The sequence below is a fragment of the Alloscardovia omnicolens DSM 21503 genome (assembly GCF_000420505.1).
GTDB lineage: Bacteria > Actinomycetota > Actinomycetes > Actinomycetales > Bifidobacteriaceae > Alloscardovia > Alloscardovia omnicolens.
In genome coordinates this window covers 1-17,031 of sequence record NZ_ATVB01000015.1, presented here as the reverse complement: position 1 = coordinate 17,031, position 17,031 = coordinate 1, and the positions used below count along the sequence as shown (strand labels likewise).

Below are 17,031 nucleotides of genomic sequence, written 5' to 3'. Positions count from 1 at the left end.
GTTATTTATTTTCTGGCACGCGCACCATAGCTTCTTGAACCATTGCTGCTACGAGATTGCCGTGTGTATCGTATACTTTTGCTTGGCTTAAGCCACGTCCATGAGCTGCTGTTGGTGTATCTTGCACATATAAATGCCATTCGTTCATATCTACATTGCGATACCACCACATGGAATGATCTAAGCTTGCAAAATGCATACCAGGAGTGGTTAAGCTTAAATCTGCTCGACGGAAAATCGGTTCAAGCATAAGCTGATCGCAACCAAGGGCAAGTAAAGCACGATGAGTGGTTTGATCCACCTGAACTTCACCGTCAATCTTCATCCATACCATCTGAAAGCCTGAGCGATTATGCGGTTCAGAGGAGGAGGTACTCGGTCGTCCTAAAAGAACACTTGGCGTAACATGACGAATATCGAAAGGCGATTGCGTGGCATAGTAATGCGCAAAAGGAGAGTGTTCAGCAAACGGAGCCATAAGCTGTTTAGCGCTCGGTAAAGTTTCTGGATCTGGCACGACCGCCGGCATGGGGTCAGCGAAATCCACGCCCTCCTGACCGGGAGTTTGGAAGCTGGCAATAGCCGTTAAAATCGCGCCTTGTTCTTGAGTAACGTTTACGCGGCGGCTAGAAAACGAGCGACCATCACGCAGATTTTCTACATCAAAGCGTACGTCTTGCTTAATATCTCCCGCACTCATAAAGTAGCCGTGCACAGAATGAGGTAAACGATTATCTACAGTTGCGCTGGCAGCCATTACAGACTGAGCAATAACTTGACCTCCATAAACGCGACCGGTTGGAAAATAGAGCGATTCGCCGCGTAAAACGGAATGCGTCTCATCGCGTTCAACAGTATCGAGAGATAGAACAGAAAGAATGTGATCAAGAGAAGAATCAGTCATACGCGTCATTGTAGAAGCTCCTGCAGTAGTTTCGCTATATGAAAATTCCTGTTGACTTCCATGGGGAGTCAACAGGAACTCATAAGAGAAAGAGAGAAAAGAAGAAGGGGTTCAATTTTCTTGGGGAAGAACTTCAGTGCTGGTGTTGTTCAACCTTGCTTGATGTTCATATATAACCGCATAAACCTGAATAACACCCCCAAAGAAAGCTGAGAAATTCCTGAGAATGAGGTGTGGCTCTTGCCAGCACGGGTAAAAGCCACACCATTAGTTCATTCTTCTATTGATTCTTGCGAGCAGCCTTGAGTGCTTTGCGCTGTTCGCGCCATGCTCTACGAATAGGGCTTACTCGACGAACTCGTTTAACCATCCAGTAGATGAGGAACAAGGTGAGTGCAACAAATACTGCAGTACCAATCCACTGAACCCAGCGCCACCAAGGAGCATGCCATGTTGTGCCTGCTCCATATGCATAGCCATTAAGCGAGCTGGAGTTGGCTGTTGCAAACATGACATTGTGAGCAGCTTTGCGTAAGAAATATACAGCCGCTGGATTATCTGTATTCTTAAACTTTTCGAAAATGCGCCATGTCAGTTGGATATCTGATCCAGCAGCCACGCCTTGCATAGGAACCATGTATGGGGAAGCAATCGTAGCGAAATCGGTAATAACAGCGCCTTGGAAGCCCCACTCGTTGCGCAACACAGCTGTTTGAACACGCCAATCGCCGCCAGCCCATACGCCGCCAATACGGTTGTAGGAGCTCATAATACCGTTTAAACCGATAGTGCTGGTTTGAATAGAACCATCTTCAGCTTGATACTTGACTTGAGCAGAAGATTCTTTCACAGCAATTTCGAAAGGCTTGAGGTAGATTTCGCGAATAGTTTGTTCATCTGCCCATGTATCCAAACCATTAGCCTGACGGTTTTGTTCTTGATCATTCAAAGCAAAGTGCTTAAGGAAGACTACAATACCACGGTTCATAGCAGCACTTGCTACGGCAGAGGCGAGTTTACCGGACAGTGTAGGGTCTTCTGAATAATACTCAAAGTTACGGCCAGCAAATGGGTTACGGTGAATATTTACTGCTGGAGCATACCAACCATTAATACCCAGCTGCAGGCCTTCTTCTCCAATGGCATCACCCATCTGTGCAGCTAAATCACGATTCCAAGTAGAAGCAATCAAAGTTTCGGTTGGGAAAGCAGAACCATGAATACTGCTAATAAAGGAGCTAAAACCAGCAGGGCCATCGAAATCAACCGCACGAGGCTTGCCGAGGCGAGTTACGGCATCAGTGGCATATGCTCCGTCATCAATCATGTCAACCATCTCGCTCACCTTGAGCTGGTCGAGGAACTTCTGCCACTTTGGATCGTCGTATGGCAGACCGCGCAGCTCGGAAAGCTGAATATTATTCTTTGCTCCCGTTGTTGGCATGCTGATTGTTTTACCATCTGCTTTCTCTGCCTTTGCTATTACGGAATTCGTAATATCCGTTTCAAAATTATTTAATTTCTTGAGTAATTCCTCAGATGCAGTTTTATCTGCATCATCAGGAACTTGCGGGAAGGTACCTGCGAAATCGGCACGAGACAAGAGAGTTTTCTGTCCAGACTCAAAAGCTGCACTTAGTTCATCAAACTGATTGGTTACAGCTTTCTTATCACTAGAACGATGATTGTTGCCAGAGTATGTAATCGTTTCTGGAACGTTATAGGTGAAGGTATCTACACCGTTTTTAATAGTGTGCGAGTTTGTGCGCAAGCTTAGGGTGTAGTCACCAGCTTCGAGAACATAGGCTTTAGCGTTCTTATAGTCGTACGAAGCCATATCTTCAATCTTTACCGTAGCTTTCACAGTGTCGCTTTCGCCTGGCTTGAGCATCTTTGTCTTAGCGAACTCGCCCAAATCTACTGCAGACTTTTCAATACCTCCGTGGGTATAAGGAGCGGAATAGAAGAGTTCAACCACGTCTTTACCAGCCACAGAACCGGTATTAGTAACGGTAACCTCAGCAGTAATAGTACCTTTCTTGCTATCTACCGTGTAACGAGGATTCGACCAATCAAAAATGGTATAAGACAATCCATAACCAAATGGATATACAACTGCCTCATCATACTTAATAAAGTTTTCAGCAGCCGCAGTTTCGTAATAGCGGTAGCCAGAATAAATACCTTCTTCATAGTTCACAAAGAAGGAACGTATTTTACCTGCGTTTGTGTACTCATTCGAACCGATATTGACGAAAGTAGGATCCTTCGTGAAATCGCGCGCCCACGTGTCAACTGTGTGACCAGAAGGGTTCAACGTACCCGCAATAATCTCTCCAAGAGATAAGAAACCAGTAGCGCCCGGAGTTCCTGAGTTAATAATTGCATTAATCTGAGGATCATCCTGCAGCTCACCCATCTCAATTGGCTGAGAAGAATTTACAACAACAATAACCTTCTTAAAATTCTGTTTTGCTAAAGCAATCTGGTCTTTTTCATCCTTGTTCAGTTCCAAAGAATGCTGACCAGGAGTGTAGTTATCATCCCACTTGCTCATATCGGTGGTTAAATCTTCGCCCTCGCCACCTGTACGACCAATAACGACAACTGCGGCATCATTATATTGAGCAAAAGACTTTGTAGATGCAGCAGAATATTTAGACACTGGCATTTCGCCAATGCGATATGTGGAACCACTAAAAGTAAAGCTAATATTAATGCGTCCGCCATCTTTAGCGGCATGGGATTTTGCGTAGGTGTCGAGCTGCTTATAAACCGTAGGATTGACTGTAAACCCAGCTTTTTCAAGACCGGCTTTAATATTAATAGCCGTATCGGTATTCGTATGACCTGATCCAGTACCACCGTAGAGAGGGTCTGCTGCACCACGTCCCATCAAAGTGATTTTTCCTAGCGAAGTCATAGGCAAGCTGCCATCGTTCTTTAGCAGAACCATGCCCTCATCAGCAATTTTTTGAGTAACTTTTCCTGAAGCTTCCATCGCTTCGTTAATATTCTTATACTTTTTCGGGTAAAAGTTGAGGTCTGCGCCTTTCGTGTTCTTTCCGTTCTTCGGTGTATACGTTCCTCCACCCACAGCAACATCTATTGCGCCGCTGGCAAAATTCAAACCAGCATACAAAATAGTGGCAAATAATGCGCAAATAAGAGTAATAGGAATCCAAATAGTCAGGAAGAAGCCGTTACGCATAGGTAAGCGCTGTTTCTTCGGCTTTGATACCTGTTCATTCACAACTTTCTTAGTCATGATCTCTCCTTTAATCTTTTATCACATCTTCACTGAAGTGATATTCATATGGTATGTAGGGCAGCAAATGGACGAGAGGTGCATTTCCTAAACTGTTGCCTGTATTTCGTGAATTGCTTACGACGCATTGTGCTCTAGTTCACCTAGCCTCTCGTGTAAAGTTGAGGATAAGGAATAGAGGTGAGAACATGCGCGTAGCCATCATTGATGATGTGATGCAAGAAGCTGAAGATACTAAGACATTAGTGTTGTCTCGTGATGCTGCGAGTAACACTATCATTTTTAGTTCAGGAACAGAGTTTGTTCAAGCGTATAAAGATAAACATGATTTCGATGTCATTTTTCTGGATATAGAAATGCATGGTCTTGATGGTCTTGAAACAGCGCGCGCTATCCGTGAGTACGATCAACAAGTTGTTATCGTTTTTACCACGCGCATGGCACAGTATGCGGTAGCAGGCTACGAGGTAGATGCAATCAGCTACTTGGTTAAGCCTATTTCTGCAGAAAGCTTCGCGCTCGCTTGGCGCAAAATCGAACGTATCGTTTCCTCGCACGTGGTGGAGCAGATTGCTATCGAAACAACGGATGGTAACCTCTACGTAAAAACCTCCGATATTTACTATATGGAAGTGCGGTCCCACAAACTCTACTACTACACGGCACACGGTGTGCTCACCGCATGGAACAGCCTCAAAGCAGCTTTCACGCAAGTGGAGAACTCGAATTTCGCCCTCATTAGCCGATACAATGTGGTGAATTTAGCACACGTGAACAAGTACGATCCGGTGTCCGGCGACATTATGGTGCACGACACCTTACTGCACGTGTCGCGTTCTGCCCGCCGAGAGATTTCGAATAAACTCCTCGAATTCCATGCGAGGAATGCATGAATTTCGTCGTAGATTATTCATTTTTAAGTTTTCCTATAGAAACTTTGATTGCCGTGCTGGTTGTTTCGCCGCATTCATTACTTAAAGCAGGATGGCGACCAAAACTGCTAGCAACAGTGTTGTTTGCTTCGATTGTTTGCGCGTATTTTGCAGTGTCGATTATTGGTGGGGCGCTGGTAGTAAGTTTTGAACAACTTAATTCACTTGTTTTCCCTATGCGGTGCCTATTGTACTTGATATACGCATGTCTGCTTGCTGGTATTGTTCGCGAACTCTATGATGTATCTGGCATTGAAGCTTTGCTGTATACAGTTATGGGGTACGGTTTACAACATTTAGGTTTTGCCGCAGCTTCAGCAGTGCAGGTTTTCATTCCTATGCCTACGCCATGGGATGTTATTCTTAGATTATGTGTGCTCGCGGGTATGTATGTGTTCGCTGTGCAATACTTAGCTCAGCGTTTTCACGTACAGGTTGAAGCTGTAAAACAATCTGTACGATGGGTTGCATTAAGCGTTTTTGTATTAGTATGTGCCATTGTATTTAATATGGTCTTGCTCATGCGTCCAGAACATGTTGTGATGCCTTGGCAGATAGATATTGCTTTCCGTATTCTTGATTTCCTATGTACCCTTTTAGGAATGGCTGTGCTACTTTTGGTGTCCACACGAGATCGTCTGATTAATGATATTGATTTACTGACTCAGCTGAACGAAGCCAAAATGAAACATTACAATATGAGTCGGGAAAATATGGAACTAGTGAATGCTAAATTCCATGATGTGCGAAAAGGTTTAGCAAGCGTACGTGCTTAAATTCAAAATCTCGATGGCACACACAATCAGTTATCTGAAGTATCTACTGAATCTATGCACGAGCTAGAAAACGCTATTCGTGTGTATGACTCCATCTATCAAACAGGAAACGATATGATTGACGCAGTACTTACAGAAAAAAGTCTGTATTGCTCAGCTCATGATATTGCGTTGTCTGCAATGGTTGATGGTAATGGCTTTAGTTTTTTGAAACCTTCCGAGATAACAGCTCTTTTCGGTAATATTCTCGATAACGCTATTGAAGCTGTGCAAAATCCTCATCTCCACCCTGCTAACCGCGCTATAGAACTGAGAGCGCATGTGATAAATGGTTACTCGATTATCGAAGCATCAAACTTTTATGCCGGCGAGGTGCAGTTATCTAAAGATACAGGTCTGCCAGTATCACAAAAAACAAATCAGCGCTTTCACGGTTTTGGTATGAAGTCGATTGCTGCGGTAACGCATGATTACGAAGGAAATGTGCACGTAGAAGCAGATAACGAGACGAAAGTATTTGAGATTCGTGTGGTTATTCCGATACCGAGATAAGGAGGTTTTCAGTGGTAAAAATTGCGCTTGTTGAGGATACAGACGTTGATGCTGCTCATACCCAGCAGGCTATAGAACGTTTTGCACACAGTGAGAATGTGGGAATAGAAGTACAGCGTTATAAATCGGCTGAAGATTTTCTAGCAGATGAGCGCGCTTGCAGTGCGGATATGATTTTTCTCGATATCGAGATGCCTGGCGAAGACGGCACGGGTATGGATGGTATGACAGCAGCTTCTGTCTATCGCGAAACGCTTGAAGAACATGGCTCAAAGCCTATTATTTTTACCACGAAAGTGACGCAATTAGCTGTTAAAGGTTACGAAGTCAGTGCGATTGGCTATCTGGTTAAACCTTTTGATTATGCTACTTTTGCTTTAACTATGAAGAGAGCTCTTGCTCGGGTAGAAATGAATTCACGCGATGTGATGGTTACTTTGCCGTCCAGTGATGGAACACATTTTATTTCGTCTCGGAATATTACATATATAGAAGTGCGAGATCATATGGTGTATGTGCATGATGCCAATGGTGCGGTATATGTGGTGTGGGGCACTCTTAAAGAATATGCAGCTCTTCTTGAACCAGTAGATTTCGTTCAATGTCACCGTTACTGTTTAGTGAATTTACATTTTGTCGCAGGCTTTACTGATAAAGAACTTATTATTGAAGCTGATAAAACGTATACAGTGGGTATGAGCAGAGGAAAGAAAGTGGCTGTGTTCGATGCGCTTCTGGCGGTGAAGTCTGCTGCCACACATATGTTGAAATAAGAGCTATATAGTCTCGGGGAGGAGATTTAAGATGGGAGTTATACAGAATATATGGGCTTTTCTGTGGCCAGCACCTTTGCTTACTTCTTCTTTTCCTTCAACTTTTACTGTGTATCTTTTTGGATGCACGCTTATTTTTTCTCGTTCGCTCCGTTGGCGTCCATGGGCGGGGTATGAATGGCGTTGGGTATTTCTTGGTATATTTTTATTCCTCACTATGGTTCTTAACGGTCCGGTTTTGTATCATTCAGAAGGAATATACCTTAAAGGGATTAGCTATTTTCCTTTGCTAGTCGAGCTTATTGTACTCATTATTGCTATTAATGCTCTTACAGAGTCATCACTATTAGTAGTTATTGTTAGTGTAGCCTTGGGTTACTCATGTGAACATGCTATAGCAGATATAGTGCAGGCTGTAGGAGCACCTATTTATCAAGGTAATATGGAGTTTCTCTATTCTAATCCACAATCTAAGGCTCTCATTTTCTGTATCTACGTAATCTGTGTAGTGGTTATCTGGTGGAAAGTAGGTCGCACGGCAGAGATTAGTTGAGGTATTGCGCGATAGACACGGATGGATATTAGCGTGCATAGCAGTATTCGCTTTTGTAATTTTTGCTAATCACCTCTTCTTCATGTTAGGTATTCCCGCAGTAGCTATTCAGGGTTTAAATAATTGGTATTATTATCTCAACTTGCTGGTGCGTGTCTACGATATGGTGTGCTCCATCATGGTAATGAGCATGCTCCTTTTGGTATCATCACGAAATCACATGTTGCGCGAAGTCGAAATAATGAAGGATATTAACTATAGACAGCAACGGCATTACGAGATAAGTCAAGAATATCGTGATGTTATCAATATGAAGATGCATGATTTAAAAAAGTTTTTCTTATCGAATACGTCAGTAGTACAAAAACAAGGTGCTCAAGCTGAACAGCTTATTCACGATACACTCAGCCAATATGATGCTCTCTTTAGTACAGGTAATCAGGCTATTGACGCTATTCTCAATGAGAAAAGCTTGTATTGCTCTCAACGAGGTATTGCGCTCAATTGCTTAGTTGATGGATCTGCAGTGGGGCATATGGAATACGTGGATATCTACTCTCTCGTGGGAAACATTATGGATAATGCTATTGAGGCAGTAGAAAAAATTGATACCGATACCTTAAGTAAGTCTATTACATTAGATATTTCTAAACAGGGAAGTATGACTGTTATTCGGCAGATAAATCAATTTAGTGGGGAACGTGAGTATACAGATAATCTGTTAAAAACTTCAAAACCAGGTAATTATGAGCATGGTTTTGGTATGCGTTCAATACGCTATGTTGTGCAGCAATACGGCGGTCATATGTCTGTGAATACGCAGAACCAAACCTTTAGTCTCACTATTCTCCTTCCTCTGCAATTCGCGTAATCTTAAAAACAACTGGCGTAAATCTTCCTTGAATAACAGTGCAGATGTGAGAGTCTAGACTCATCACTCACTATCGAAGGAGGAGAGATGAGTAAAAATAGCTCTCGTCGTACGGGACGAGTTGGTCGTATAGTAAAGACCACGGTATCTGTAATAGCTGCTGTAGGCTTTCTTGCAGCAGGAACTGCGATTGGTGGATTCTCCAATAAGATGGTAGGAAGCATTGCGGGGTTATATAGCCACACAGTGGATAATTCCCGAGCAGATACATCAGGTGTTAATCTCAACTATTACACTGCGCAACATACTAAAGAAAATATTCGCGCAGCAGAAGACGATTTAGCTAACCGTATTGCTGGTGAAGGCACAGTATTGCTTAAAAATGATGATAATACTTTGCCTATGAAGAAGGGAACGAAAGTCAGTTTCTTCTCTATCAATTCAGGAACACGGCAGGCAATGGATGTGGGAATATTTACTCCCCTGGTATCTTTCCTTGGCGGTTCTGGTCAAGGAAGTCTGCAAACAATCTTTGAGTCTGCAGGTTTTAAAGTTAATAACACTTTATGGGATTTTTATAATTCAGATGAAACGAAGAACTACGGTTTAGGTCCTGGGTCGATTGGTTTTGGCGCTCGGGAAGATTTTACGATTAACGAAGTTCCACTCAGTATGCTCAAGTCTCATAAAGATCTGTTAGATTCTGCTCAAGGAACTATGCCAGTATTTGTATGGTCTCGTGTGGCTGGCGAAGGTCGAGATATGCCTCGATCTATGTATAACCATGCCAAGAGCGATGAAGATAAACAAAAGTCGTATCTCGAACCTGACTCTACAGAATTGGAGCTTTTGTCGTACTTGAATGAACATTTTGATGCAGTCACTGTATTAGTAAAATCTAACGCAGCTTTACAGCTTGACTGGCTCAAAGATTTCCCTCACATTAAAGCAGTAGTTCTTGCTGAAAGCCTTAATGATGGTGTGGGTAAAGTTTTCTCAGGTGAGATTAATCCTTCCGGACGTACGGTAGATACTTTTGAAGTAGATGCTTCCCAATCCGCAGCTGCTCAGAACTTTGGGGATTATGAGTATGTTGATTCAGCAGGCAAGTGGACGAACTATAATTATGTGTCTTATAAAGAAGGCATTTATGTAGGGTACCGCTATTATGAAACCCGTTATTTCGATAAGGTTATGAACCAAGGCAATGCTGGTGATTACACGTACGATCAGCAAGTGATATATCCATTTGGTCATGGTTTGAGCTATACCTCTTTTGAGCATAGCAATTTTACGCTGTCTCAGAAAGATGACCAGACTTTACAAGCTACAGTGACTGTGACTAATACGGGTGCTGTTGCTGGTAAAGATGTAGCTCAAGTCTATATGCAATCTCCATACACTGATTATGATAAGGCTCATGGAGTAGAGAAATCTGCTGCTCAACTTGTTGGTTTTACCAAAACAAAGGAACTTAAGCCTGGCGAATCTGAAACTGTTCACATTGATGTGAAGAAGGACTTGCTTAAAGCTTATGATGCGAAGGGTGCTCGTACTTATATTCTGGATGCTGGTGAATACTTATTTACTGATGCTCAGAATGCCCATGATGCAACAAATAACTTCCTTGCACGCGCAGGTAAGGGTATTGCTGATGGAATGACTGCTGAAGGTAATGCAGCAACTGTGGCAAGCTATACTCCAGAAAATACGGATGTGGATACGGTAACTTATTCTACTGATAACGTCACGGGGCGAAAGATTACAAATCAGCTTGATGCCGCTGCGGGCGATATTACCTATTTAACTCGTCAAGATTGGCAGGGTACTTTCCCAACACATGATGGTGAAGCCTCCACAAAGATTTCTACGTGGGGTAATGAAATTAATGGTAAAGATGGTAAAGCATATACCTACTCTAAGCAGGCATCTGAGGGATTACTCAAGAAACTGAAGTCTCACGCTTCTGGACGTACGGAAAAGAAAACCGCTACACCAGTTTTTGGTAAGAAAAATGGTAAAACTCTTATTGAAATGCGTGGCTTGGAATTTGACGATAAAGCTTGGGAAAATCTGCTAGACCAGCTAACAGAAGCAGAATATAAAGAGCTGATTGGTAATTCTGGCTATGGAGTATCTGCAATTGACTCGATTAATTCGTCATTCAATTATGAAGCTGATTCTGCAAGCTCGTGGCTTTATGGTGCTATTCGATATAACTATCCGAATATTATGATGCTGTCTCAAACCTATAACACTGAGTTAGCTAAGGAATTTGGTCAGCTACGGTCTGACGAAGCATTGCTTGATAAGGTAGCGGGTATGTATGCTCCGTCGATGAATATTCATCGTGCACCTTATTCCGGTCGTAATGGCGAATATTATTCTGAAGATCCAATCCTGACCTCTCTTATGTCTCAAGCAGAAATTCAAGTGCTTGCAGATAATGGCATCTACACATACGTGAAGCATTTCGCATTCAATGATCAAGAAAATCATCGTGGTGACGGTGTAGGGCAAATGTCTATTGCTATATGGTTGAATGAGCAGTCTGCTCGCGAAATCTATATGAAGCCATTCGAAGACAATCTCAAGCTCACTAATACCGTGAAATATGTGAAGAAAACTGCTGGCGGAAAATATGAGAATGCAGAAACAACATCCCGAGCTACTCGCGGAATTATGACTGCGTTTAACCGTGTGGGTGCAACATGGACTGGCGGTAGTTATGCTCTGATTAGCGGCGTAGTGCGTGGTGAATGGGGCTTTAGTGGTGCCATTATTACCGATAACGCAAATACTGGTGTATTTATGGATAATGAGCAGATGATTGAAGCAGGTGCTGATATTAAACTGCTCAATGCTACTGATCCAACAGGAAAGAGCATAGATTTAACCAATCCACAAGTCTATGCGTATGCGCGTGATGCGGCTCATCGATACTTGTACACGGTAGCTAACTCGCGTGCTATGAATGGTGCAATGCCAGGTTCAGTATTCAAAAATCATAATGGTTTAGCGCAGATTACTGGCGCAGTACGAGTTGCATTCTATCTTCTTGCAGCGCTCCTGCTCTTCTTCAGTGTGTGGCGTCATCTGCCTCATACTGTGGAGAGGGTAAACGCTCGTAAAGCTCTTAAAAAAGCTAAGCGTAAGGAACGCAAAGAAGCGCGAGCGGCGGCTCGAGCAGCTAAAAAAGCGGTATAGTCATAACTATTTATAAAAGAGAGGTTCTCAGACAGAAGTGACTTGCTTTCAGTCAAAACGTTGGCAGAACGTTTCCAATGTTTGGAAAGCATCTCGGAAGGTCTGAGAACCTCCCTTGTTTTTTGAACGTATCAATACTCGCGCAAGAGCAAAACACTACTCATACACAAAAGCGATGATGTTACACAGCCTGTACCGTGAAGGTTTCAAGCTCTGTAACATCATCGCATAGAGAGAAGAAGAGAGGATTTAGTTTTCTTGGGGAGGAACCATATGCTGTTCTTCCTTGCGTGATGTATATATAACGCGCGCAAGCTGAGCAACACTCCATGAAGAGCTGAAAATAGTCTGAGATTTTCGTGGAGCAGATGTGAAGAAGAAAGAGAGCGCAACTTTACAGCTACGCTCTCTCATGCATATATGCGCTAAATTAATCGCGCGTCAGCTTACGGTGAATGCGATGAGGCTTGGATGCTTCTTCACCCAAACGAGCCACCTTATTTTCCTGATAAGCTTGGAAGTTACCTTCGAACCAGAACCACTTGGCAGGATTATCATCATCGCCTTCCCATGCCAAAATGTGGGTAGCAACGCGATCGAGGAACCAACGATCGTGAGAAATAACTACTGCACAACCTGGGAATGATTCCAAAGCATTCTCCAAGCTTTCCAGAGTTTCCACATCCAAATCGTTTGTAGGCTCATCGAGAAGCAGCAAGTTGCCGCCCTGCTTCAAAGTCAAAGCCAAATTCAAACGGTTGCGTTCACCACCAGACAGAACGCCTGTCAGCTTCTGCTGGTCGGAACCCTTAAAACCGAAGCTGGCCACATACGCGCGGGTTGGAACTTCTACTCCGCCCACCTCGATATAGTCAAGGCCATCAGAAACAGCCTCCCACAGGTTTTTGTTTGGATCCAAACCGGCGCGATTCTGGTCAACATAAGAAATCGACACAGTTTCGCCAACCTTAAGCTCGCCGCTGGTCAGCTCTTCCAAACCGACAATCGTCTTAAACAAAGTGGTCTTACCCACACCGTTAGGACCAATAATGCCGACAATGCCGTTGCGAGGCAATGTGAAGCTCAAATCATCAATAAGCACACGATCGCCAAACGCCTTATGCAAGTGGTTTGCTTCCAAAACAGTAGAACCTAAACGAGGTCCTGGTGGAATCTGAATCTCCGAGAAGTCAAGCTTCTTAGAGTTACGTGCTTCCTGCTCCATCTGATCGTAACGTTCGAGACGAGCCTTGTTCTTCGCCTGACGACCCTTTGGAGAGGTGCGTACCCACTCCAACTCGCTCTTCAAACGCTTAGCAAGTTTAGCGTCTTTCTGACCTTGAACTTCCAAACGCTTAGCTTTAGTTTCCAAGTACGTGGTGTAGTTGCCCTTGTAAGGGAAGAGCTGACCACGATCAACTTCGCAAATCCATTCAGCTACATTATCGAGGAAGTAGCGGTCGTGGGTAACAGCCAAAACAGCGCCCTGATAGTTGTGCAAGAACTGTTCCAGCCACAAAATAGACTCAGCGTCCAAGTGGTTAGTAGGCTCATCGAGCAGAAGCAAATCTGGAGCTTCGAGCAGTAACTTACACAAAGCAACGCGGCGACGCTCACCACCGGACAGAACAGTTACAGGCGAATCAGGGTCAGGGCACTGCAAAGCGTCCATAGCCTGCTCAATCTGATTATCCAAATCCCATGCGTTCTTGGCGTCAATCTCTTCCTGCAGAGCGCCCATCTCAGCCATCAAAGCGTCGAAATCAGCGTCTGGATCAGCCATTTCAATACCAATATCGTTAAAACGCTTCAGTTTTGCATACAAATCGCCATATGCCAAACGTACGTTTTCAATAACGGTTTTATCTTCATTCAGAGGTGGCTCCTGCTGCAAAATACCCACGGTATAGCCAGGGGTAATGCCGCCTTCACCATTGGAAAGATTCTCGGTGCCTGCCATAATCTTGAGCAGTGTGGACTTACCCATACCGTTAGGTCCTACCACACCAATCTTTGCGCCAGGCAAGAAGTTCAAGGTGACGTTATCCAGAATCACGCGATCGCCGTAAGCCTTGCGAGCGTTAATCATCTGATAAATAAACTCAGCCATTATGTCCTATTCGTGTTTCGTATTATCTCGTTATCGTGTACTGTGCGATTTTATTGTTTCGATTTTTGCCTTTTTGCCTCTAGAACCTCAATTACTGGGGAAGAGAGAGGTAAAAATTCACTTAGAAAAACGCACATATCCACCACTTATTTTTGCAGAAATGGCAGACAGGGACAGGTAGATTTTATGCTGCTACGAGGGTGCTATTGGGTAAAGCGGCTATCATTCATTGTATAATGTTTGGCGCCACTTGTTGCTTAAGTTTAGGCTGGTCTTTTGTCCTTGTAATGCGTGGTGATTATTTCCGTAATGGGGTGCTGATTTCGGATTTTAGTCCGAGGTTTTAATTGCATCATTTAAAATTTAATTACATCAAACACGCCAAAATGATGTAATTGACTCGAGAAAACTTGGGTTCTAAAATTATGCTTAATTACATCATTTTCTCAATAATGATGTAATTGAAGTTAGATAACGAGATGAAAGATAAGGAGGTGAAAATGAGAAATTTTGAATATGAAAAGCAGTACGAAAAATTGTTAACTCCTGAGACTATGCAGCTTGTGGCTAAAATTCATGAGTTTAAAGGCGAGCAAAAAATTTTTGTGGAGACTAAAAGTTCTGCATTAGTGGATTTGCTAGAGATTGCAAAAATCCAAAGTACTGAAGCTTCTAATCGTATTGAGGGAATTGTTACGGCAGAAGATCGTCTTAGCAAGATTGTGCAGAATAAGACAACTTTACGCAATCGCAGTGAGCGTGAGATAGCGGGTTACCGTGATGTTCTTAATACGATTCATGAGAGCTTTGAATACATTCCTGTAAAACCTGGGGTTATTCTTCAACTTCATCGCGATTTGTATAAGTTCACCGGGAGTTCTTTTGGAGGGAAATTCAAAGACTCAGATAATGTGATAGCTGAAACTGCTACTGATGGATCGCAACGAGTACGTTTTGAGCCTGCCCATTCATGGGAAACACCAGAGTATATGACGCAATTGTGTAGTGCCTATACTGATGCTGTTGAACAACGCGAACTTGATCCTTTGCTGGTCATGCCAATGTTTATTCTAGATTTTTTGTGCATTCACCCATTTAATGATGGTAATGGTCGTATGAGTAGACTTTTGACATTGCTAACAATGTATCGCGCTGGGTATTTCGTGGGTAAATATATCAGTATTGAAAAGCTGATTGCCGATAGTAAAGAAACATACTATGAAGTTTTATACGAATCCTCAATCAGTTGGCATAACGGGGAGAATGATTATGAACCGTTTACTCGTTATATGCTGGGAGTTATAGTTGCCGCCTATAGAGATTTTTCAGACCGCTCTCAACTATTGCTAAATAATGATTTATCAAAGTATGACCGTGTGAAAGATGTTGTAAAAAAACATCTAGGGAAAATCACTATGGCGGAGATTGTGCAACTGTGTCCCGATATTAGCAAAATAACAATTCAGCGAGCAGTTAAAGACATGCTCGATAACGATGAAGTTACCAAAATTGGCGGTGGACGTTACACCGCTTACGTGTGGAATGAAGGAGAATAACTGCAATGATTACAGGAGAATTGAAAAATAAAGTTGATAGTCTGTGGCAAATTTTCTGGACAGGTGGTTTAACTAATCCACTTGAAGTCGTTGAACAAATGACATATCTGATGTTTATTCACGATTTAGATGAAAATGATAATATCCATGCTAAAGAAGCCTTAATGTTAGGCATATCATATGAGAGTCCATTTGCTGAAGAAGTTCAGATAGGTGCTCGCAGTATTGATGGTACTCAGCTTAAGTGGAGCATTTTCCATGATTTTCCTGCAGAGAAAATGTATACCACTATGCAAGAATGGGTATTTCCCTTTATTAAGAATCTGCATGGCGATACGGAGAGCGCATATTCAAAGTATATGTCAGATGCAATTTTTAAGATTCCAACTCCGCTAATGCTTGACAAAATTGTGAATGCAATGGATGGAATTTATGCACAGGTTGTAGAACTTAAAGATGCTGATGTTCGTGGTGACATTTATGAGTATTTACTTTCAAAACTTTCTACAGCAGGCGTAAATGGCCAGTTTAGAACTCCAAGACACATCATTCGTATGATTGTTGACCTTATGAAACCAAAAACAGACGAAATTATTTGTGACCCTGCCTGTGGAACTTCTGGATTCCTTGTAGAAGCAAGTGAATACTTGAAAGACAATTGTAAAGAAGAAGTATTCTTCAATGCTCAGAACAAAGATCACTACATGAACCAGATGTTCCATGGTTTTGATATGGATCGAACTATGCTGCGCATTGGCGCTATGAACATGATGACCCATGGAGTTGCAAATCCTGTTATTGAGTACCGTGATAGTCTTTCAGATCAGAATCCAGACAATGAGAAGTACTCACTGATACTCGCAAATCCGCCATTTAAAGGCAGTTTAGACTATGACATTGTTTCCACAGATTTGCTGAAGGTATGTAAGACAAAGAAGACAGAACTTCTGTTCCTTGCCTTGTTCTTGCGTATGCTTCGTGTGGGAGGTCGTTGCGCATGCATCGTTCCTGATGGGGTGCTTTTTGGCTCTTCGAAAGCGCACAAGGATATTCGTAAGGCACTCATTGAAGACAATTGTCTTGAAGCAGTTATTTCTATGCCTTCGGGGGTATTTAAACCATATGCTGGTGTATCAACTGCTGTGCTTATTTTTACTAAGACTGGGCATGGCGGCACAGATAACGTGTGGTTTTATGATATGAAGGCAGATGGCTTTAGTCTTGATGATAAGCGCAGCTCGATAAAGGATAATGACATTCCTGATATTCTCGAGCGTTTCCAAAACCTTGAGGGGGAAGAGAGTCGTGAGCGTACTGAGCAATCATTCTTTGTGCCAAAGCAAGAGATTGCAGAAAATGACTACGACCTTAGTGTTAATAAGTACAAGAAGGTCGAGTACGTTCCAGTGGAATACCCTCCAACACAAGAAATTATGTCGAACATTCGTGACATGGAAAGGCAAATTAGTCACGAAATGGATGAGTTAGAAAAGCTCTTAGATTTGTAAATTGAGATTTGTGGGGATGAA

At 42.8% G+C, this 17,031-nt stretch carries 12 protein-coding genes; 9 read left to right on the top strand and 3 right to left on the bottom strand.

Annotation, left to right across the window (positions count from 1 at the left end; translation table 11 throughout):
- Position 1 precedes the first annotated feature (1 nt).
- Both G464_RS0106430 and G464_RS09220 read right to left on the bottom strand, forming a co-directional pair.
- Positions 2 to 904, bottom strand: a complete 903-nt coding sequence (locus G464_RS0106430) for an acyl-CoA thioesterase (protein WP_021617816.1) — start codon at positions 902 to 904, stop codon at positions 2 to 4.
- A 280-nt stretch (positions 905 to 1,184) separates the two neighbouring features.
- Positions 1,185 to 4,172 carry a beta-glucosidase gene (locus G464_RS09220; RefSeq protein ID WP_022857197.1) on the bottom strand — a complete coding sequence of 996 codons (2,988 nt, stop codon included), beginning with the start codon at positions 4,170 to 4,172 and terminating at the stop codon, positions 1,185 to 1,187.
- A 188-nt stretch (positions 4,173 to 4,360) separates the two neighbouring features.
- Here G464_RS09220 and G464_RS0106420 point away from each other — a divergent pair, with 188 nt between their 5' ends.
- The 7 genes from G464_RS0106420 to G464_RS0106390 all read left to right on the top strand — a co-directional run bounded on the left by G464_RS0106420 (position 4,361) and on the right by G464_RS0106390 (position 11,836).
- Complete coding sequence (locus G464_RS0106420; RefSeq protein WP_022857196.1) at positions 4,361 to 5,065, top strand: LytR/AlgR family response regulator transcription factor; 705 nt, start codon at positions 4,361 to 4,363, stop codon at positions 5,063 to 5,065.
- Positions 5,062 to 5,880, top strand: a complete 819-nt coding sequence (locus G464_RS0106415; RefSeq protein ID WP_022857195.1) for a hypothetical protein — start codon at positions 5,062 to 5,064, stop codon at positions 5,878 to 5,880. Before G464_RS0106420 ends, G464_RS0106415 begins: the two co-directional genes overlap by 4 nt.
- A gap of 54 nt (positions 5,881 to 5,934) precedes the next feature.
- A complete protein-coding gene (locus G464_RS0106410) occupies positions 5,935 to 6,432 on the top strand; it encodes an ATP-binding protein (RefSeq protein WP_022857194.1) in 498 nt (165 codons plus the stop codon).
- Positions 6,433 to 6,443: 11 nt separating this feature from the next.
- Entirely contained in the window at positions 6,444 to 7,205 is a 762-nt protein-coding gene (locus tag G464_RS0106405) for a LytR/AlgR family response regulator transcription factor (protein WP_022857193.1), read from the top strand.
- Between the two features lie 31 nt (positions 7,206 to 7,236).
- Positions 7,237 to 7,758 (top strand): hypothetical protein, encoded by a 522-nt coding sequence (locus tag G464_RS0106400; RefSeq protein WP_022857192.1) that lies wholly within the window; start codon positions 7,237 to 7,239, stop codon positions 7,756 to 7,758.
- Positions 7,759 to 7,840: 82 nt separating this feature from the next.
- Positions 7,841 to 8,629: an ATP-binding protein gene (locus G464_RS0106395; RefSeq protein WP_022857191.1), complete on the top strand. Its 789-nt coding sequence runs from the start codon at positions 7,841 to 7,843 to the stop codon at positions 8,627 to 8,629.
- Positions 8,630 to 8,716: 87 nt separating this feature from the next.
- Positions 8,717 to 11,836, top strand: coding sequence for a glycoside hydrolase family 3 N-terminal domain-containing protein (locus tag G464_RS0106390; protein ID WP_022857190.1), 3,120 nt, complete (start codon positions 8,717 to 8,719; stop codon positions 11,834 to 11,836).
- 430 nt (positions 11,837 to 12,266) lie between these two features.
- On the opposite strand, the gene ettA is transcribed toward G464_RS0106390, so the two are convergent.
- A complete protein-coding gene (ettA, locus tag G464_RS0106380; RefSeq protein WP_022857188.1) occupies positions 12,267 to 13,946 on the bottom strand; it encodes an energy-dependent translational throttle protein EttA in 1,680 nt (559 codons plus the stop codon).
- A gap of 500 nt (positions 13,947 to 14,446) precedes the next feature.
- On the opposite strand from ettA, the gene G464_RS0106375 reads away from it, so the two are divergent.
- Together G464_RS0106375 and G464_RS0106370 are read left to right on the top strand one after the other, a co-directional pair.
- Positions 14,447 to 15,502, top strand: a complete 1,056-nt coding sequence (locus G464_RS0106375; RefSeq protein ID WP_026472672.1) for a Fic family protein — start codon at positions 14,447 to 14,449, stop codon at positions 15,500 to 15,502.
- 5 nt (positions 15,503 to 15,507) lie between these two features.
- Positions 15,508 to 17,010, top strand: a complete 1,503-nt coding sequence (locus tag G464_RS0106370; protein WP_026472671.1) for a class I SAM-dependent DNA methyltransferase — start codon at positions 15,508 to 15,510, stop codon at positions 17,008 to 17,010.
- The last annotated feature ends 21 nt before the right edge of the window (positions 17,011 to 17,031 follow it).